The organism is Thalassospira sp. GO-4, from assembly GCF_023588965.1.
Classification (GTDB): Bacteria; Pseudomonadota; Alphaproteobacteria; order Rhodospirillales; family Thalassospiraceae; genus Thalassospira; species Thalassospira povalilytica.
This window is the reverse complement of sequence record NZ_CP097807.1, coordinates 947707-965891: the sequence shown is the minus strand read 5'-3', so window position 1 is coordinate 965891 and position 18185 is coordinate 947707. Positions and strand designations below refer to the sequence as shown.

Annotated in this window: 20 protein-coding genes; 17 read left to right on the top strand and 3 right to left on the bottom strand. The window is 54.1% G+C overall.

All coding sequences use genetic code 11. The features are described from left to right. Positions 1 to 87: 87 nt before the first annotated feature. Positions 88 to 747, top strand: a complete 660-nt coding sequence (locus tag M9H61_RS04655; RefSeq protein ID WP_250283661.1) for a sulfite oxidase-like oxidoreductase — start codon at positions 88 to 90, stop codon at positions 745 to 747. Positions 748 to 835: 88 nt separating this feature from the next. Next, the gene (locus M9H61_RS04650) at positions 836 to 1336 is read left to right on the top strand and encodes a glutathione peroxidase (RefSeq protein ID WP_250283659.1); all 501 of its coding nucleotides are present in this window, start codon (positions 836 to 838) and stop codon (positions 1334 to 1336) included. A 28-nt stretch (positions 1337 to 1364) separates the two neighbouring features. Here the strand turns inward: M9H61_RS04650 and recQ are convergent, their stop codons facing one another. The 3 genes from recQ to M9H61_RS04635 all read right to left on the bottom strand — a co-directional run bounded on the left by recQ (position 1365) and on the right by M9H61_RS04635 (position 4566). Further along, positions 1365 to 3197 carry a DNA helicase RecQ gene (recQ, locus tag M9H61_RS04645; RefSeq protein WP_250283657.1) on the bottom strand — a complete coding sequence of 611 codons (1833 nt, stop codon included), beginning with the start codon at positions 3195 to 3197 and terminating at the stop codon, positions 1365 to 1367. A gap of 19 nt (positions 3198 to 3216) precedes the next feature. Next, positions 3217 to 3858 carry a uracil-DNA glycosylase gene (locus M9H61_RS04640; RefSeq protein ID WP_101246297.1) on the bottom strand — a complete coding sequence of 214 codons (642 nt, stop codon included), beginning with the start codon at positions 3856 to 3858 and terminating at the stop codon, positions 3217 to 3219. A 99-nt stretch (positions 3859 to 3957) separates the two neighbouring features. Beyond that, positions 3958 to 4566 carry an NYN domain-containing protein gene (locus tag M9H61_RS04635; RefSeq protein ID WP_250283655.1) on the bottom strand — a complete coding sequence of 203 codons (609 nt, stop codon included), beginning with the start codon at positions 4564 to 4566 and terminating at the stop codon, positions 3958 to 3960. A gap of 208 nt (positions 4567 to 4774) precedes the next feature. On the opposite strand from M9H61_RS04635, the gene folK reads away from it, so the two are divergent. From folK to M9H61_RS04560, 15 genes are all read left to right on the top strand, one after another. Beyond that, positions 4775 to 5320 (top strand): 2-amino-4-hydroxy-6-hydroxymethyldihydropteridine diphosphokinase, encoded by a 546-nt coding sequence (gene folK, locus M9H61_RS04630; RefSeq protein ID WP_250283653.1) that lies wholly within the window; start codon positions 4775 to 4777, stop codon positions 5318 to 5320. A gap of 112 nt (positions 5321 to 5432) precedes the next feature. Beyond that, a complete protein-coding gene (rpoZ, locus tag M9H61_RS04625) occupies positions 5433 to 5765 on the top strand; it encodes a DNA-directed RNA polymerase subunit omega (protein WP_068518981.1) in 333 nt (110 codons plus the stop codon). Positions 5766 to 5908: 143 nt separating this feature from the next. Further along, positions 5909 to 8053: a bifunctional (p)ppGpp synthetase/guanosine-3',5'-bis(diphosphate) 3'-pyrophosphohydrolase gene (locus tag M9H61_RS04620; RefSeq protein ID WP_068518982.1), complete on the top strand. Its 2145-nt coding sequence runs from the start codon at positions 5909 to 5911 to the stop codon at positions 8051 to 8053. A 130-nt stretch (positions 8054 to 8183) separates the two neighbouring features. Then, positions 8184 to 8894, top strand: coding sequence for a DUF2062 domain-containing protein (locus M9H61_RS04615; RefSeq protein ID WP_114113302.1), 711 nt, complete (start codon positions 8184 to 8186; stop codon positions 8892 to 8894). After that, positions 8891 to 9643, top strand: a complete 753-nt coding sequence (locus M9H61_RS04610; protein ID WP_250283651.1) for a pyridoxine 5'-phosphate synthase — start codon at positions 8891 to 8893, stop codon at positions 9641 to 9643. The genes M9H61_RS04615 and M9H61_RS04610 overlap by 4 nt, the downstream gene beginning before the upstream one ends. Further along, positions 9640 to 10035: a holo-ACP synthase gene (gene acpS, locus M9H61_RS04605; protein WP_068518985.1), complete on the top strand. Its 396-nt coding sequence runs from the start codon at positions 9640 to 9642 to the stop codon at positions 10033 to 10035. The genes M9H61_RS04610 and acpS overlap by 4 nt, the downstream gene beginning before the upstream one ends. Before the next feature lie 27 nt (positions 10036 to 10062). Next, positions 10063 to 10809 carry a signal peptidase I gene (lepB, locus tag M9H61_RS04600; protein WP_068518986.1) on the top strand — a complete coding sequence of 249 codons (747 nt, stop codon included), beginning with the start codon at positions 10063 to 10065 and terminating at the stop codon, positions 10807 to 10809. Next, the gene (rnc, locus tag M9H61_RS04595) at positions 10809 to 11492 is read left to right on the top strand and encodes a ribonuclease III (protein WP_068518987.1); all 684 of its coding nucleotides are present in this window, start codon (positions 10809 to 10811) and stop codon (positions 11490 to 11492) included. The genes lepB and rnc overlap by 1 nt, the downstream gene beginning before the upstream one ends. Continuing rightward, positions 11485 to 12423: a GTPase Era gene (gene era, locus M9H61_RS04590; protein WP_250283649.1), complete on the top strand. Its 939-nt coding sequence runs from the start codon at positions 11485 to 11487 to the stop codon at positions 12421 to 12423. Before rnc ends, era begins: the two co-directional genes overlap by 8 nt. A gap of 43 nt (positions 12424 to 12466) precedes the next feature. Beyond that, positions 12467 to 12697 carry a hypothetical protein gene (locus tag M9H61_RS04585; RefSeq protein ID WP_068518989.1) on the top strand — a complete coding sequence of 77 codons (231 nt, stop codon included), beginning with the start codon at positions 12467 to 12469 and terminating at the stop codon, positions 12695 to 12697. After that, complete coding sequence (locus M9H61_RS04580) at positions 12697 to 12864, top strand: hypothetical protein (protein ID WP_156480870.1); 168 nt, start codon at positions 12697 to 12699, stop codon at positions 12862 to 12864. Before M9H61_RS04585 ends, M9H61_RS04580 begins: the two co-directional genes overlap by 1 nt. Positions 12865 to 12873: 9 nt before the next feature. Further along, positions 12874 to 13629, top strand: a complete 756-nt coding sequence (gene recO / locus M9H61_RS04575) for a DNA repair protein RecO (RefSeq protein ID WP_250283647.1) — start codon at positions 12874 to 12876, stop codon at positions 13627 to 13629. Between the two features lie 131 nt (positions 13630 to 13760). Next, the gene (gene parC, locus M9H61_RS04570; protein WP_068518991.1) at positions 13761 to 16004 is read left to right on the top strand and encodes a DNA topoisomerase IV subunit A; all 2244 of its coding nucleotides are present in this window, start codon (positions 13761 to 13763) and stop codon (positions 16002 to 16004) included. A gap of 243 nt (positions 16005 to 16247) precedes the next feature. Further along, entirely contained in the window at positions 16248 to 16793 is a 546-nt protein-coding gene (locus tag M9H61_RS04565; RefSeq protein ID WP_068518992.1) for a TRAP transporter small permease subunit, read from the top strand. Next, positions 16793 to 18166 carry a TRAP transporter large permease subunit gene (locus M9H61_RS04560; RefSeq protein ID WP_068518993.1) on the top strand — a complete coding sequence of 458 codons (1374 nt, stop codon included), beginning with the start codon at positions 16793 to 16795 and terminating at the stop codon, positions 18164 to 18166. The genes M9H61_RS04565 and M9H61_RS04560 overlap by 1 nt, the downstream gene beginning before the upstream one ends. The last annotated feature ends 19 nt before the right edge of the window (positions 18167 to 18185 follow it).

Genomic DNA, 18185 nt, shown 5'->3' with positions numbered 1-18185 from the left:
TGCGACCGGTTTTATGATTAAATGGCGTTGTCATGGTGAACATGTCAGCGCCATTTTTCGTATCAGCTTGTGACAAGGGAGAAAGCGGTGACGCAAAGTTTTTCTGGAAAAATCAAAGACAAGCTGATCGAGGCCAAGCGCAAATGGGCCAAAGATGGTCGTTTACTGACCGGGACATCCGATGCCGCACGCGAAAACCGCCTGCCGCCCGGGCAGCGGCTGGTAAAGGATTGGCCGGTGCTTGATCTGGGCATCACGCCCCATGTCAGTGCAGATGACTTCAGGCTTGATATTACCGGACTGGTTGAAAATCCGCTGTCGCTCGGGTTTGTGGATCTGCTTGATCTACCAAATGTCCGGGCGCGCAATGACATTCATTGTGTGACCAGCTGGTCGCGATATGACAATGACTGGCAGGGTGTGTTAGCGCTAACATTGGCGGAAATGGTCAGGCCGCATCCTGATGTCAAACATGTCCTGTTTACGGCACATGACGGATACACCACAAATGTGAGGATTGATCAGTTTCTTGATGAAGACGTCCTGATTGCCCATCACTGGAACGACGAACCGTTAAGCGAAGAACATGGTGGTCCGGTCCGAGTTGTCATTCCCAAGCTGTATTTCTGGAAAAGCACCAAATGGGTGCGCGAAATCCGGTTTGTCAAAGAAGACGCACCGGGATTCTGGGAAGAACGCGGATATCACAATAATGCCGATCCCTGGACCGAGGAACGATATGGCTAGGTGTTTTCCTCAAATTGAAAAGGGTCGGCATTTCACTGTATTATGCGTGCTTGCAGTGATTACGGTCATTTTTTCCTGGAGAGGAACCATGGCATCGGAAGATGCAAAAACGGCGTATGACTTTTCATTCCCGTCCATCATTGGCGGGGAACTTCATCTTGCCGATTATCAGGGCAAGGTCATTCTGTTGGTGAATACGGCATCAATGTGCGGGTTCACCCCGCAATATACCGGCCTGCAAAAATTGTGGGATGATTACCGCGATGACGGGCTGGTCGTGATCGGTATGCCGTCAGGCGATTTCGGCGGTCAGGAATATGCGGAAGATGCCGCCATTCAGGAATTCTGCGAAGTCAATTTTGATGTCGATTTCCCGATGACATCAAAAACCACGGTGTCAGGGGCCGATGCACATCCGTTTTACAAATGGGCGATTGATGTGCTGGGCGCGGATAAGGCGCCAAACTGGAACTTTCACAAATATCTGATCGGGCGAAACGGGCAGTTGGTGGCCAGTTTTGATACACGCGTGAAACCGGGCGATGATGTGATTGTTGACGCCATCAAAGCACAGCTGTCAGGGCACTAGGGCCTGATGCCAAATTTTCGGGCGGCTGTTAGCGCCGCCCGTCCATCACATCAAGAAACGCCAGCCCATACTGATCTAGTTTCTTGACCCCAACGCCGTTAATGGACGCCATGTCTTCGAGTGTGCGGGGTTTGAAACGCACCATTTCCCAAAGTGTCCGGTCGCTGAAGATGACATAGGGCGGGACATTCTGGCTGGTGGCCAATTCGCGGCGCATGGTACGCAACCGTTCCCAAAGATCGCGGTCTTCCTCGTTTTCAAATTCGGTATCGAAATCGCGCAGGCGCCGCGTCATGGCGCGTTTGCTTTCGCCCGGGTCCTTGCGCATTTCGACAACTTTTTCACCGCGCAGGACCGGCCGTGATTCCTCGGTCAGGTAAACACCGCCATGCCCTTCGACATCGACCTGCAAATATCCCATGGCAAGAAGCTGACGGAAAACCGATCGCCATTGCGGTTGTGGGATATCCTTGCCAATTGCATAAACCGAGAGCTGATCATGGCCGTTCTGGCGAATTTTTTCGGTTTTGCGGCCCATCAGAACTTCGATCACATGGGCCGGGCCAAACCGTTGACCTGTCCGATAGACCGCTGAAAGCGCCTTGCGAGACGCATCGGTGGCATCCCATGTTTCAACCGGCTCAAGACAGGTATCGCAATTGCCACAGGGCTGATGTTGATCTTCGCCAAAATAGGACAGGATGACCTGGCGACGGCATTTGGTGGTTTCTGCAAGTCCGACCAGCGCATCAAGCTTGCGCGATTCAATGCGTTTCTGGGCTTCGGGCGCGTCGGAACTTGCCACCATGCTGCGGATCGAAACGATGTCTGAAAGGTCGTAATTCATCCAGGCATTGGCTGGAAGTCCGTCACGGCCTGCACGCCCGGTTTCCTGATAATAGGCTTCCATGCTTTTGGGCAGGTTCAAATGCGCAACAAAGCGCACGTTGGGTTTGTCGATGCCCATGCCAAAGGCCACAGTCGCACAAATGATCATGCCATCTTCACGCAGGAAGCGATCCTGATGGAGCTGGCGCGTTTCCTGTGTCAGGCCCGCATGATAGGGCAAGGCAGGGCGACCGTTATCGGTTAGCCATTGCGCGACATCTTCGGTCTTGCGGCGTGACAGGCAATAGACAATCCCGGCATCTTCGGCATGTTCACGATTGAGGAACGACAGCAGGCGCTGCTTGGCGTTGCCCTTGGTTTCAATGCGATAGGTGATATTGGGACGGTCAAAGCCGGTAATGAAGCATTTGGCATCGGTCAGATGCAGGTTTTCGGCAATGTCCTTGCGGGTCGGTGTATCGGCAGTCGCGGTAAGGGCGATGCGCGGTACATGGGCAAAGCGCGTCGGCAAAAGATCAAGCCGACGGTATTCCGGGCGGAAATCATGCCCCCATTGCGAAACGCAGTGTGCTTCGTCAATCGCAAACAAGGAAATGCTGATGCGATCAAGCAGATTAAGGAACCGGTCGGTCGCAAAACGTTCCGGTGCGACATAAAGAAGATCAATATCGCCATCAACGGCGCGGGCCTCGATCTCGCGGGCGGCTTCCGGGGCCAGGGTCGAATTGATAAAGGCCGCCTTGACGCCAAGCTGATTAAGGGCGTCGACCTGATCCTTCATAAGCGCGATCAGTGGTGACACCACAACAGCGGTACCCGAACGGCACAGGGCAGGGACCTGATAGCATAATGATTTGCCGCCACCGGTGGGCATCAGTACCAGCGCATCATTGCCAGCAATCACATGATCAATGATTTCAGCCTGCTGGCCGCGAAAACTGTCATAACCGAATACCTCGCGCAGGACGTCTATCGGCAGACGTTGTACGGGTCGGTCGAGCAGGTCGTTCATGGGCGATGTATCAGGCAAATTAACCGTCCAGATGTGCGCGGATGTCGGCAAAGACGTTTTCAAACATCTCTGGCGTCAGGCGATAAGTCTGGGTGTTGTAGCGCGAACAGTGATAGCTATCAAACAATGTGATGCCATTTTCCATTTTATGAGATGCGCCATGGCCAAATTTAAGCGATGAAAGCTTAAGGCCAAATGTCCTGAGCATCGCCTGATGGGCAACCTGACCAAGGCACAAAATGGCCGAAAGGTTTTCCATCGCATCAAATTCGCTGATCAGAAAAGGGCGACAGGCATTGGCTTCCGGTCCGGTCGGTTTGTTTTCCGGCGGGACGCATTTCACCGCATTGGTGATGCGACAATCAAGCAATTCAAGCCCGTCGTCAGGTCGCTTGTCATAGGTGCCCCTGGCAAAGCCGAACTTTTTAAGCGTGTCATACAAAAGGTCCCCGGCATAGTCGCCGGTAAACGGACGCCCGGTGGCGTTGGCCCCCTTAAGACCCGGCGCCAGTCCGACAATCAGCAATCGCGCATTCAGGGGGCCGAACGGGCGGACCGGGCCGTTATAGAAATGCGGAAACTTTTCCTGATTGGCGCGCCGGAATTCGACCAGTCGCGGACAAAGCTGACAATCAATGTCGGGTTGCAGATAGGCGGTCATGGTAATTCTGACATGCTTGCCGGTTACGGTTGGGACCGTAACCGGTCGTGATCACGTTGGGCGTATTTTGGGTGTATTTCCGGGCGAATTCGGGTTTTCTTACTCGAAATCGAAATCGTCAAGTTCCGGGTGAGCGGGGTGATCGTCGATATCGGGATGATCGCCATCGCGGCGTTGCTGAACCTTGCGCGCGATCGTTCCTTCGAGCTCGGTCAGCTCGATAAAGTTGTCAGCCTGGCGCCGCAGCTCGTCTGCGACCATCGGCGGATTGGATTTGACCGTCGATACGACCGTGACGCGAACGCCTTTGCGCTGTACAGCATCAACCAGACGGCGGAAATCACCGTCGCCCGAGAAAATGACAACATGATCAAGGTGTTGCGCCATTTCCATGACGTCAATTGCCAGCTCGATATCCATGTTGCCCTTGATCTTGCGGCGACCGGCAGCATCGGTGAACTCCTTGGTCGGTTTGGTGACCATGGTGTAGCCGTTATAATCAAGCCAGTCGACAAGCGGACGGATCGGGGAATATTCCTGATCTTCGATAAGGGCGGTATAGTAGAAGGCCCGGATCAGTTGACCTTTTTGGGCAAAAAGATCGAGTAAGCGTTTGTAATCAATATCAAAACCAAGGGACCGCGCCGCGGCATAAAGGTTCGAGCCGTCAATGAACAGCCCGATGCGTTCCTGCGGGTAAAAAATCATCCTGAAATTCCTCAAACATCAAATTTAATTATGCAGTTCCAAAAATACGGAACTCTCAATATCTACCGTGGGCAGAGGGACAAAGAAAGGCGAAAATATCGTAGACAGAGTATGATGGCTCCCTTAGATATGCCGTCTTTCGCGCAGCTGGCGAACAAGCCGTTGCTCGTTGAACCAACAAATATCCACCGAACTGAAAGTCTGCCTTGTGAGCACGCTGTCACCATCGACCACCAGCACACCGTCGGATGACGCCATTCTGATTGCGTTTGGTGCCAATCTGCCTACGGAAGAATATGGTGCGCCTGCACAAACATTGAAAGCCGCGTTGCAGCGTTTAATGCAGGATGGTGATATTTTGATCGACGCGGTGTCGTCCTTTTACGAGACAGCACCCGTTCCGATCTCTGACCAGCCTTGGTATGTGAACGGGGTGGCAAAAATTTCGACAAAGCTCTCTGCCCATGATCTGCTGGCGCGTCTTCATGAAGTGGAGGCCGAATTCGGTCGGGTGCGCCGCGAACGCAATGCGGCGCGTGTGATTGATCTTGATCTGATTGCCTATGGCCGCGAACAGGTTCGTGAGGAGGGCGGCATTCAGGTTCCCCATCCCCGGATGGCTGAACGCGCCTTTGTTCTGTTGCCTTTGCGCGATGTTGCGGGTGACTGGGTGCATCCGGTGATCGGGCGCACGGTAGAAGATCTGATTTCGGAGCTGCCCGAAGATCAGCAGATCAGAAAGCAGGCGGACTGACGAAAAAGCGTGCGAAAACCTGCGCCAATAAGCGGTTTCGCTGTTGCAACACAGAAGATCCGGCGTTATATAGGTCGGTCTGGACACCCCAAAAGTATTTCTGGAGACATTTATGGCGCGCGTTACCGTCGAAGATTGCGTTGACAAGATTCCGAACCGCTTTGAGCTTGTTATGCTTGCAGCTCAGCGTGCACGCAACATCTCGGCCGGTGCAGAACTGACCATTGATCGTGATAACGACAAGAACCCGGTTGTTGCGCTGCGTGAAATCGCCGAAGAAAAAGTCGATTTCGACGATCTGCGCAACGGCATGGTGCAGGGTCTGCAGCGGCATGTTGAAACTGACGAGCCGGAAGAAGCCGAAGACGATTTCGGTCCGAAACTGGTCGCAGAAGCTGTCGAAGACGCATCGGCTGGTGTTGTGCTTCCGTCAGAAGATGAATAAGGCCAGATTGATATTGATCTGAGCCCGTTTGAAAAGAAAAGCCACGGTATTCATCTTCCGTGGCTTTTTTTTGTCTAAATCGTACTATCTTATGTAAGGGCTCGGTCATGAGCCCTGCTTGGACTATACGGAGATGCCCCTGAATGATGCGCCAATACGAACTTGTTGAACGGGTGAAAGCCTATGATCCGGATGCGTGTGAAACAACGCTGAACCGGGCATATGTTTATGCAACCCAAAAACACGGTTCGCAGAAGCGTGCGTCCGGCGACCCGTATTTTTCCCACCCGATCGAAGTCGCGGGCATTCTGACCAATTACAAGCTCGACTGTGACACGATCATCACAGCATTGCTGCACGATACCATCGAAGATACCGATGCCACCCCCGAAGAAATCACCAAGCTTTTCGGGACCAACATCATGAAGCTGGTCGATGGTGTGACCAAGCTGACCCAGATCGAGCTGAAATCGGCAGATTCCAAACAGGCAGAGAACTTCCGCAAGTTGCTGCTTGCGATGTCGGAAGATATCCGTGTTCTTCTTGTGAAGCTGGCGGACCGTTTGCATAACATGCGGACCCTGCATTATATCTCGAAGCCGGAAAAACGCGTGCGTATTGCGGCTGAAACGCTTGAGATTTATGCACCGCTTGCCGAGCGTATCGGTATGCATGACATCAAGGAAGAGCTCGAAGATCTTGCCTTCCAGCATATCAATCCCGAGGCCCGTGATTCCATTCTGGCGCGTTTGGAATTCCTGCGCGAAAAGGATGACAATGTTGTCAGCCGCATTGTCTCGGAGCTCAAGGAAGTCATTTCGCGGCAGGGATTGAAGGTCGATATTTACGGGCGTGAAAAACGTCCATATTCGATCTGGCAAAAAATGCAGCGCAAGAACATCACGTTTGGCGAGCTGTCAGATATCATGGCATTCCGTGTTCTGGTCGATGACATGCCCGAATGTTACGAAGTTCTTGGCTATATGCATGCCAATTACAAGGTGGTGCCGGGCCGGTTCAAGGATTACATATCGACCCCAAAGCCCAACGGGTATCGTTCGATCCACACCACGGTTCTCGGCCCCGAAAACCATCGGATCGAGGTGCAAATTCGTACCCGCCAGATGCACGAGGTCAACGAAAACGGTGTGGCCGCGCACTGGGCCTATAAGCAGGAAGCCCCGACAGGACAGCAAAAAGAAGGTGTTCAGTATCGCTGGCTGCGTGATCTTCTGGATATTCTTGAACATGCGTCGGAACCCGAAGAATTCCTTGAACATACCAAGCTTGCGATGTTCCAGGATCAGGTCTTCTGTTTCAGTCCGAAGGGCGACGTGATCGCCCTGCCGGCACGTGCGACCCCGGTTGATTTCGCTTATATGATCCATACCCATATCGGGGACACCTGTGTGGGGGCCAAGGTCAATGGCGCGATGGTGCCGTTGCGCACTGTGCTCAATAACGGTGATCAGGTCGAAATCGTCACATCAAAGGCGCAAACGCCGAATCCGACCTGGGAACGGTTTGTTGTTACCGGGAAGGCGCGGGCGCGCATTCGCCGTTTCATCCGTCAGCAGCAGGAAGACCAGTACAAGGATCTTGGCAAGGCGATCCTGCAAAAGGCATTCCGTCAGGAAGGCTATGATTATTCCGACAAGGCGATTGAAGGCGTTCTCAAGATCTTCAAGCAGCCATCTGTCGATGCGCTTCTGACGCTGGTTGGTGCGGGCCACCATACCGGCCGCGAAGTTGTTCATGCGGTCTTCCCGGGCTCCAAGGACAAGGAAACCGCGCGCAAGGTTGTCCCGCTTGAAAAGGTCCGGGCGCGCAAACATGACCACGCCATTCCGATCAAGGGCCTTATTCCCGGGATGGCTGTGCATTATGCCGGCTGCTGTCATCCGTTGCCCGGTGACCGCATTGTCGGGATTGTTACAACCGGCAAGGGCGTGACAATCCATACGATTGATTGCGATACGCTTGAAACATTTACCGAGCAGCCGGAACGCTGGCTTGATGTTGGTTGGGACAATGACGGTGAACCCGAACATTTCATCGGACGTCTGGGCTTGACGGTCGGACACGAGCAGGGGGCGCTCAGTTCGATTACCAGTGTGATTGCCAAGAACCATGGCAACATTACCAATCTTCGCTTTACCAATCGCACGACGGACTTCTTCGAAATGCTGATTGATATCGACGTTGTCGATGTCAAACACCTGACCAATATCATCGCAGCCCTGCGGGCGACACCGGTGGTAAATGCCGTTGAGCGCGCGCGCGGATAATGGCGGGCTGTGAACCCAATCATCTTTTAGGTGAGAAACGCGTAAAAACCTTGCCAAGCGCGCAGTCAGCACTTACCCATATGCCTCGACTTTTTATTGCGTTACCTGATTTGTTCCAGAACTGACCCGCATGTTTCGGCGCCGCATTAAACCATCATCTTTGCAACGAGTACGTAACGTAGTCTGGCCGCGTGGCGGGTGGCGTCGTTCTTCACAGTATTTTGCACATCGTGTCGCACGTTTGCCCGGAACGCCTTACAGCATTGCGTCGGGCTTTGCGATCGGTGCCGCTGTGTCTTTTACGCCGTTTATCGGGTTCCATTTTGTTGTTTCGGCCCTGATCAGCCTGTTGACGCGCAGCAATGTGGTTGCATCCCTTTTGGGGACGGTTGTCGGGAACCCCTGGACATTTCCGTTTATCTGGTTGTGGCTGTATACCTGCGGCAACTGGATGCTGGGTGTTGATGAATCGAGTGTCGCTGTTCATTTCGACATGGCTGTTCTGTGGGACTTTGTGGTTCTGGGACTTAGCTATGTCGGGGGCGGGCTGATCTTCGGGCATTGGGATCCTGCGGATCACCAGACGCTTGGCCAGCTTTGGAGCAGCATCGTTGATATCATCTGGCCGATGCTGGTGGGATGTGTGCCGACTTCAATCGTGGTCTGGGCGCTGTTCTATTTCCCGGTGCGTCGGGCGGTTATCATTTACCGGCATAACCGGATCTTGCGCCGGATGAAAAAATCGGAGCGGCACGGGATTGGTCCCATGCTTGAAAGTGCCAAGGAAAAAATTGGCAGTGCTGCAAAGAGTGCCACCAAAAAGCAGGATGAAACCCCATGAGTTCGAAACTTCGGCTCGGCGTTAATATCGATCATGTTGCGACCATTCGAAATGCGCGTGGTGGCAATAGTCCTGATCCCGTGCGGGCCGCTGCCCTTGCAAAGGCTGCTGGTGCCGATGGCATTACCGCGCATCTGCGCGAAGATCGCCGCCATATCCGTGACGAGGATATGAAGCGACTGCGCAATGAAATTGATCTGCCCCTTAATTTCGAGATGGCAGCAACTGACGAAATGCTGGCGATTGCGCTGGCGACCAAGCCTCATGCTGTATGTCTGGTGCCGGAAAAGCGTGAAGAACGAACCACAGAAGGGGGTCTGGATGTTGTAGGCGGCCACAATCACCTTAAACGGTTTGTGTCGGAACTGGGCGATGCGGGTATCCGTGTGTCGCTGTTTATCGAAGCCTCCAAAGATCAGCTTGATGCTGCCAAAAGTCTTGGCGCGCCGGTTGTCGAAATCCATACCGGCGCCTATTGCGATGCTGAAAATGACGCAGACCGTGCCCATGAACTTGAACGTATCCGCAATGCCGTGACATACGGGGCAGGGATCGGGCTTGAAATTCATGCCGGGCATGGGCTTAACTTCGAAACGGTCGAACCGATTGCTGGAATGCCCGAAATTGCCGAACTGAATATCGGGCATTTCCTGATTGGCGAAGCGGTGTTTGTCGGGCTTGAAGCGGCGATTGCCGAAATGCGTCGTTTGATGGATGCCGCACGCGGTCAGACGAGTAATGTGAAATGATCATTGGGATCGGCACGGATTTGTGTGATATCCGTCGAATTGAAACCGCGCTGGAACGCCATGGGGAGCGTTTCATGAAGCGTGTTTTCACCGACGTTGAAATTGCCCGCGCAATTCGAAAGCCGCATCGGACCGCATCATCGTTTGCGATGGCGTTTGCTGCAAAGGAAGCCTGTTCAAAGGCACTTGGTACCGGGTTTCGCCGGGGTGTTTATCACAACACGATGGGTGTGGTACATCAACCAAGCGGCAAGCCGGACATGGTCCTCGTTGATGGGGCGCTGGCGCGATTGAACGAATTAACCCCGGACGGGAAAACTGCTTCGGTGTATGTGACCCTGACGGACGAATATCCCCTGGCGAATGCCGTTGTGGTAATTTCGGCCGACTGACAGATAAATTGATTGGTTAAAAACGGAATGGAAAAGCTTGTGCAGAAAAAGAAAACGGGTGGCCTTTTTGACACCTTGAAGACCGTTTTCTGGGCCATTGTCATTGCACTTTTGGTTCGGACATTTGCCTTCGAACCGTTCAATATTCCGTCTGGTTCTATGATCCCGACCCTGCTGGTGGGGGACTATCTGTTTGTGTCGAAATTCTCCTACGGGTATTCGAAACACAGCATGCCGTTCAGCCTGCCGGTCATTCCGGGCCGTGTGTTTGAAACCGAACCGGAACGTGGTGATGTTGTGGTTTTCAAACTGCCGTCCGACACCACCCAGGACTATATCAAACGCGTGATCGGCTTGCCCGGTGATACCGTTCAGGTCACTGACGGGCGCCTGTATATCAACAACAAGCTTGTTGAACGCGAACGGATCGAAGATTACATCCTGACCGATGGTACGGGCCGTTCCGCAGCGGTTCCGCAATATCTTGAAACGCTTCCGAATGGCAAGGTGCATCGTATTCTGGAACTGTTTGGTGATCAGGGTCCAAGTGACAATACCGAAGCCTTTACCGTGCCCGAAGGCCATTACTTCATGATGGGTGACAACCGCGATAATTCGGCAGACAGCCGTGCCTTCCCGTCGCGCTTCCGTTTTGTGCCGATCGAAAATCTGGTCGGCCGTGCCGAATTCCTGTTCTATTCCAAGGACAGCTCGCAGCCGGTCTATGATCTGGGCAGCATCCGGTTTGATCGCCTGTTCCAGGGGGTTAACTGATGAGCGACGGCATACCGGTGATCACCGAGATTGATCACGGTTTTTCCAATCCTGACCTGCTGCGTGTGGCGCTGACCCATCGCAGTGCGGCAAAGGGCAAGGATGCGCTAAGCGGTGGGAACGAGCGCCTTGAATTCCTGGGCGACCGGGTTTTGGGTCTTGTTGTGGCCGAAATGCTTTACACCCGGTTCGGGCGTGAGCGCGAAGGTGCGATGGCCAAGCGTTTCGTCGCATTGGTGCGTCGTGAAACCCTTGCGCGTGTGGCCAACCAGATCAATCTGGGTGACCACATCCAGATGGCAAAGGGTGAACGCGCCGCCGGGGCGGACGCCAATCCGGCAATTTTATCTGATTGCATGGAAGCCGTGATTGCCGCACTCTATCTTGATGGTGGACTTGAACCGGCGCGCCGCTTTATTGAAAAGCTCTGGACGCCGCTGCTTGATGAAGACAACAAGCCGCCGCAAGATGCGAAAACGCAATTGCAGGAATGGCTTCAGGGGCGGGGCAAGCCGCTTCCGAAATATGAAATGGTCGGACGTGAAGGTCCGGCGCATGCACCGATCTTTACGATCGAACTGACCACCAGTGATGGCGATCGTGTCAGTGCAGAAGGAAAATCGAAACGTGAGGCGGAACAACTCGCCGCCCGCATGATGTTGGACAAACTAAGCGATGAATGAGGTTCCCACACCGGTGGCCGAAGACAGATTACCTTATCAGCAGCGTTGCGGCTTTGTTGCGCTTGTTGGCGCGCCAAATGCTGGCAAGTCGACGCTTCTGAACCAGCTTGTCGGCACCAAAGTGTCGATCGTCTCGCCCAAGGTCCAAACGACGCGTACGCGTGTGCGCGGCATCGTCATGACCGAAGACGCGCAGATTGTTTTCATTGATACCCCGGGTATTTTCGCACCCAAACGCCGTCTGGACCGCGCGATGGTCAAGGCCGCCTGGAATGGTGCGGATGATGCGGATCTGGTGGTTCTTGTCATTGATGCCGGTACCGGCATTACCGACGAGGACCTTGCCATCATCAATCAGCTCAAGGATCAGAACCGCAAGGCTATTCTGGCACTGAACAAGGTCGACAAGGTCGCAGACAAGGAAAAGCTCCTGCGTCTGTCGCAGGAGCTGTTTGCCCACGATGTCTTTACCGATGTCTTTATGATTTCGGCCAAAAAAGGTGCCGGCACGCAGGATCTTGTGAACTTCCTGGCTGCAAAAATGCCAGACGGTCCCTGGATGTTCCCCGAAGATGACGTTTCGGACATGCCGTTGCGTCTTCTGGCAGCCGAAATCACCCGCGAAAAGCTTTATTATCAGCTTCAGCAGGAACTGCCGTATTCCGCAACGGTCGAAACCGAGTTGTGGGAAGAACGCAAGGACGGATCGGTCAAGCTTGAACAGACGATCTTTGTCGAGCGCGAAGGCCAGAAGGCCATCATTCTTGGCAAGGGCGGAAAACGGATCAAGGCGCTTGGCAGTGAAGCCCGCAAGGAGCTCGAAGCCATTTTCGAACGCCGGGTGCATCTGTTCCTGTTCGTCAAGGTTCGTGAGAACTGGGGTGATGATCCCAACCGCTTTGCCATGTGGGGCCTTGATCCCAACGCATAACCGTGCGCGTTGCACAGACAGATTATCAATTGCCGGGTAGATAATGGAAATCGGATCATTCTGGGGTGTCGTGATGATTGTTGTTGGCGCTGCTGCCGCAATGATTGTTGCCCGTGTGGCCAGACGCCCGTTCCGTAACCGCCGCGATTATAACGCTGTGCAACGCGAAAAATCCTTTTTGCATCGCCCGCTTAATCTGATTGCGCTTCTGGTTGCGCTTGGCATCTTTGTGCTTGGCCTGTTCTGGAAAATGACGGGCGGAGGACCAAACTGATGACGCCAAATTCAATCGATCCGATCGATCAGGCCATAGACGAGGTCGAAAACCGTTCATGGCTGCGTAAAGTGGTGTTCGGTATTGCGATCTTTGCGCTTTTTTCCTGTCTGTTGGGCATGTTCTTTCTGGTGACCCGTCTGATCGTGCCCAGCGGTTATTTCTAAGAGACCGCGATGGATTGGCGTGATGATGGCATCGTTCTTTCGACACGCAAACTGGGCGAAAGTTCGGTCCGGTTATCCGTCCTGACACGGGATTATGGTCGCCATGCCGGTATGGTCCGTGGCGCCATGAGCAAATCAATGCGCGGCACCCTGGAGCCGGGCAATGAAATCAGAGTAGGGTGGTCGGCCCGCCTTGCCGAACATCTGGGGCAGTTTCGTTGTGAACTGACCGGCGCACATGCCGCGGATCTGTTGTTGCAGCCGGGCCCGCTGATGGCAATGAGTTCTGCCTGTGCGATGCTGGATGCAACATTGCCCGAACGCGAAGCCCATCCCGATCTTTATCATGGCACGGTGGCCCTGATGGCTGCCCTTAAGCTCGACCAGTGGTTGCCGGCCTATATCCGCTGGGAAGTGGGGCTTTTGGAAGAACTTGGCTATGGCCTTGATCTTCAACGATGTGCCGCGACCGATGTTGCCAGTGATCTTGCCTATGTTTCCCCGAAAAGCGGCCGTGCAGTCAGCCAGGCCGCCGGACAGGCCTATCGCGATCGTCTTTTGCCTTTGCCGGCGTTTCTTGCCCTTGGGCGGGTATCGGGACCACGCGCGGATGCCGATATGCTTGAACAGTTGCGTGACGGGTTGAAGTTGACCGGTTTTTTCATTCACCGCGATATTTTCGAAGCCAAGGGCATAAAACCGGTGGCCGCGCGCGACCGGCTGGTCAGCCATGTCTGGCGGCTGTCAGGGGATGATGAAAAATAAATTGGTCAATTTGGTTCGCATCTGTTGACCAAGCCTATGCCCGGCGTAGTATGTTGCCAATATCGCAAGACATTCGGGGTTAGAATGCCCTTGCACCTGTCCATTCTGCCAAGCAACAAGAAAAATCGTTCATGAGCACCAAGACTTCCGAACCGGCCGGCGCCGGTCAAATCAGGGAAACCCGACTTGCTGATGCGCTAAGCGAACGGTATCTCGCATATGCGATGTCGACAATCATGTCGCGTTCCCTGCCTGATGTACGTGACGGCCTTAAGCCCGTGCATCGTCGTCTTCTTTATGCCATGCGTCAGCTCAAGCTGAACCCGGAACAGGGGTTCAAGAAATGTGCGCGTGTGGTTGGTGACGTGATTGGTAAATATCACCCGCATGGTGACCAGTCGGTCTATGACGCACTTGTCCGTCTGGCCCAGGATTTTGCGGTACGCTATCCGCTGGTCGATGGTCAGGGCAACTTCGGCAACATTGACGGCGATAACGCCGCGGCAATGCGTTACACCGAAGCCCGCATGACCGCCGTTGCCGCCGCCCTGATGGACGGTCTGGACGAGGATGCGGTCGATTTCCGCCCGACCTATGACGGGGAGGAGCAGGAACCCGTTGTCATGCCGGCAGCGTTCCCGAACCTTCTGGCAAACGGGGCCGCGGGTATTGCGGTTGGTATGGCGACCAATATTCCGCCGCACAATGTCGGTGAAATCTGTGCGGGCCTGATCAAGCTGATCGACAAGCCCGAAACATCGATTGCCGAACTGGTGCGTTGCGTGCCGGGGCCGGACTTCCCGACAGGCGGGGTTCTGGTCGAGCCGCATGAAAATATTCTCGAAGCCTATGCCACCGGGCGCGGATCGTTCCGACTGCGCGCGAAATGGGAAGTCGAAAAACTCAGCCACGGTCTGTATCAGATCGTCGTGACCGAGGTTCCCTATCAGGTGCAGAAGGCCAAGCTGGTTGAACGTATCGCCGATTTGATGGTGGCCAAAAAGCTGCCGTTGCTTAATGACGTGCGCGATGAGTCAACCGATGTCATCCGTCTGGTTCTTGAACCGCGTACCCGTGCGGTCGAACCGGAACATCTGATGGAAATGCTGTTCAAGAATACCGAACTGGAAATCCGGTTTGGCTTGAACATGAACGTTCTGGATGCCGACAATACGCCGCGTGTGATGAACCTGCGCGAAGTGTTGCGTGCGTTCCTTGCCCATCGTCAGGATGTGCTGATCCGTCGTTCAAACCATCGTCTGGCAAAGATCAATCATCGTCTTGAAGTTTTGGAAGGCTATCTTGTTGCCTATCTGAACCTTGACGAAGTGATCCGCATCATCCGGTTCGAGGATGAACCGAAAAATGCGCTGATGGCGGCCTTCAACCTGACGGAAGTTCAGGCTGATGCGATCCTGAACATGCGTCTGCGGTCGTTACGCAAGCTCGAAGAGATGGAAATCAAGAACGAGCATGCCAAACTGACCGAAGAAAAGCAGGGGCTTGAAGCACTTCTTGCCAGCGAAACGCTGCGCTGGGAGAAAATCCGCGATGAAATCGAAGTCATGCGCGAGAATTTCGGCAAGAAAACCGCGCTTGGCAAACGTCGCACGGAAATTGGCGATGCCCCGGAAGAAATCGAAGTGCCGCTTGAAGCTCTGATCGAACGTGAACCGATTACGGTGATCTGTTCGAAAATGGGTTGGATCCGTGCCCTCAAAGGGCACACTGCCGATATCAGTGATCTGAAATTCAAGGATGGCGACGAACATCGCTTTGCCATTAAGGCCTTTACGACAGACAAGCTTCTGATCCTGTCGACGGCGGGGCGTTGCTACACCATGTCCTGCGACAAGCTTCCGGGCGGTCGTGGTCATGGCGAACCGATCCGTCTTTCCATCGATCTGCCGCAGGAACATGACATTGTTTCGATGGTGGTTCACAAGGAAGGCCGCAATCTTCTGGTGGCAAGTTCTGCTGGACGCGGCTTCCAGGTCGCGGAAAAAGACGTTGTTGCCCAGACCAAGAACGGCAAGCAGGTCCTGAACCTTGGAACCGGGGAAGTGGCCAAAATCTTCATCCCGGTTGAAAAGGACCATGTTGCGGTTCTTGGTGATAACCGCAAATTGCTGATCTATCCGGTTGATGAAGTGCCGGAAATGACCCGTGGCCGCGGCGTCATCTTGCAGAAATACCGTCAGGGCGGTCTTTCAGACCTGATCCTGTTTAATCTGGAAGACGGTCTGAGCTGGGCAATGGGAGGCAGCGAAGGCCGGACCCGAACCGTCACCGAACTTGCCGAATGGACCGGCAAACGCGCCGGTGCCGGGCGACTGCCACCAAATGGTTTCCCGCGTTCGAACAAGTTCGAATGACGAAAACAGACCCGAATTAATGCATCAAAAGCCGGATGGAATATCACCATCCGGCTTTTTTTATGCCTGAAACCGGCCCGCGAAGATGCAAACAACATCATATGCTGAGAATTTGGCGAGAAATGGCGGAATTGCGTGCCAAAAGATATGGCGTTTTGGGTGGTTAAAATGTAACTTCGCAACCTGATTAACAGGAAGCCCGCAATATTCCTGTGTGATTCAATAAGGGCTTGGGAGTGAAAAGTGAGATTTCTGGGAAATTTCGTCCACGCGATAGACGGTCTGAATGACTGGATCGGTCGCGGGATAGCCTGGCTGGTAATCCCGATGGTCGTGATCACGTTTCTGGTTGCGACATTGCGTTACGGCTTTGCGGTTGGCTGGGTATCGATGCAGGAAAGCTATATGTGGCTTTATGGCATCATGTTCATGGTAGGGGCGGGATACACGCTTTTGCACGGTGGCCATGTTCGGGTGGACGTTTTCTATCGTCCGGCTTCGGCACGATACAAGGCATGGGTTGATCTTTTCGGATCCCTGTTCCTGATGACCCCGGTACTGGTCATGATCCTGATGTACAGCTATCCGTATGTTGCGACGAGCTGGCACCGTCTTGAAGGATCTCACGAGACGGGCGGTCTTCCGGGTCTGTTCCTGTATAAATCGGTGATTTTGGTGTTTTGTGTGCTGATGCTGCTTCAGGGGCTTTCGCTTGCTGCGCGCAGTATTCTGGTACTTGCCGGTCACAAAGAATTTGAAATCAAAGAAGAAGAACACGAGGGCGTTTGATGACGGGTGAAATTCTTAGCCTGGTGATGTTCGCCGTGGCCTGCGGCGTGCTTCTTCTTGGTTTTCCGGTTGCTTTCTCGCTTGCGGGCACCGGTCTTGCTTTTGCCCTTATCGGCAATGCGATGGGCACATTCGACATGCCGCTTCTGGGGTCGTTGCCGTCGCGCTATTTCGGTGTGATGACCAACGAACTCTATGTGGCAATTCCGCTGTTCGTGTTCATGGGGGTTATGCTTGAACGCGCGCGGATCGCCGAAAAGCTTCTGACCACCATGGGTATGCTGTTTGGCACCATGCGCGGCGGTCTTGGCATTTCGGTGGTGATTGTCGGCATGTTGCTGGCAGCATCGACCGGTATTGTCGGTGCGACCGTTGTAACGATGGGCCTGCTCAGCCTGCCTGCGATGCAGAAGGCCGGTTACGATCCGAAACTGTCGACCGGTGTGATCTGTGCGTCCGGTACGCTTGGTCAGATCATTCCGCCGTCAATCGTTCTGGTTCTTCTGGGCGATATCCTTCAGGGCGCTTATGCCGAAGCACAGCGTGCGATTGGCAACTGGGCACCGGAACCGATTTCGGTGATGGACCTGTTTGCAGGTGCCTTCATTCCGGGATTGTTGCTGGTCGCACTTTATATCACCTGGATCATTATCAAGTCGCTGATTGATCCCAAGGCAGCCCCGGCACTGGTCGAAGGCAAACGTCCGGAAGGCCTGTGGGGGGAAGTTCTGCGTGCCTTGCTGCCTCCGGGGCTTCTGATTGTTGCTGTTCTTGGCTCGATCCTGACCGGTATTGCAACGCCGACTGAATCCGCTGCATTCGGCTCGATCGGTGCGATTGTCCTTGCGGCATTCTACAAGCGCCTCGATATGGCGGTTCTGCGCCATGTTGTGCGCCAGACCGTTCAGGTCAGCGCGATGGTGTTTGTCATTCTGCTTGGCGCCTCGGTGTTCTCGCTGGTGTTCCGCGGTCTTGGCGGGGATCATCTGGTTGAAGAATTGCTGCATAACCTTCCGGGTGGCGTTTTCAGTGCCATGCTGGTCGTCATGCTGCTGATGTTCTTCATGGGCTTCTTCCTCGACTTTATCGAGATCGTATTTGTCGTGATCCCGATTGTCGGCCCGATCCTGCTTAAGATGGATATCGATCCGGTCTGGCTGGGCGTGATGATCGCCATCAACCTTCAGACCAGCTTCCTGACACCGCCATTCGGCTTTGCGCTGTTCTATCTGCGCGGTGTGGCACCGGCAGCGATCAAGACGCTTGATATCTATCGCGGTATCATTCCGTTCGTGATGATCCAGATGCTGGGCCTTTGCCTTGTCGCGGCATTCCCGTGGCTCGCAACCTGGCTGCCAAGTGTTCTGTTCTGATCAGACATCAGATGACCAT

Bases quoted from the DNA above. Each gene is read 5' to 3' on its own strand.
- M9H61_RS04650 (WP_250283659.1), top strand. From the start codon at position 836: ATGGCATCGGAAGATGCAAAAACGGCGTATGACTTTTCATTCCCGTCC.
- recQ (WP_250283657.1), bottom strand. From the start codon at position 3,197: ATGAACGACCTGCTCGACCGACCCGTACAACGTCTGCCGATAGACGTC.
- M9H61_RS04640 (WP_101246297.1), bottom strand. From the start codon at position 3,858: ATGACCGCCTATCTGCAACCCGACATTGATTGTCAGCTTTGTCCGCGA.
- M9H61_RS04635 (WP_250283655.1), bottom strand. From the start codon at position 4,566: ATGATTTTTTACCCGCAGGAACGCATCGGGCTGTTCATTGACGGCTCG.
- rpoZ (WP_068518981.1), top strand. From the start codon at position 5,433: ATGGCGCGCGTTACCGTCGAAGATTGCGTTGACAAGATTCCGAACCGC.
- M9H61_RS04620 (WP_068518982.1), top strand. From the start codon at position 5,909: ATGATGCGCCAATACGAACTTGTTGAACGGGTGAAAGCCTATGATCCG.
- M9H61_RS04615 (WP_114113302.1), top strand. From the start codon at position 8,184: ATGTTTCGGCGCCGCATTAAACCATCATCTTTGCAACGAGTACGTAAC.
- M9H61_RS04610 (WP_250283651.1), top strand. From the start codon at position 8,891: ATGAGTTCGAAACTTCGGCTCGGCGTTAATATCGATCATGTTGCGACC.
- acpS (WP_068518985.1), top strand. From the start codon at position 9,640: ATGATCATTGGGATCGGCACGGATTTGTGTGATATCCGTCGAATTGAA.
- lepB (WP_068518986.1), top strand. From the start codon at position 10,063: ATGGAAAAGCTTGTGCAGAAAAAGAAAACGGGTGGCCTTTTTGACACC.
- rnc (WP_068518987.1), top strand. From the start codon at position 10,809: ATGAGCGACGGCATACCGGTGATCACCGAGATTGATCACGGTTTTTCC.
- era (WP_250283649.1), top strand. From the start codon at position 11,485: ATGAATGAGGTTCCCACACCGGTGGCCGAAGACAGATTACCTTATCAG.
- M9H61_RS04585 (WP_068518989.1), top strand. From the start codon at position 12,467: ATGGAAATCGGATCATTCTGGGGTGTCGTGATGATTGTTGTTGGCGCT.
- M9H61_RS04580 (WP_156480870.1), top strand. From the start codon at position 12,697: ATGACGCCAAATTCAATCGATCCGATCGATCAGGCCATAGACGAGGTC.
- recO (WP_250283647.1), top strand. From the start codon at position 12,874: ATGGATTGGCGTGATGATGGCATCGTTCTTTCGACACGCAAACTGGGC.
- parC (WP_068518991.1), top strand. From the start codon at position 13,761: ATGAGCACCAAGACTTCCGAACCGGCCGGCGCCGGTCAAATCAGGGAA.
- M9H61_RS04560 (WP_068518993.1), top strand. From the start codon at position 16,793: ATGACGGGTGAAATTCTTAGCCTGGTGATGTTCGCCGTGGCCTGCGGC.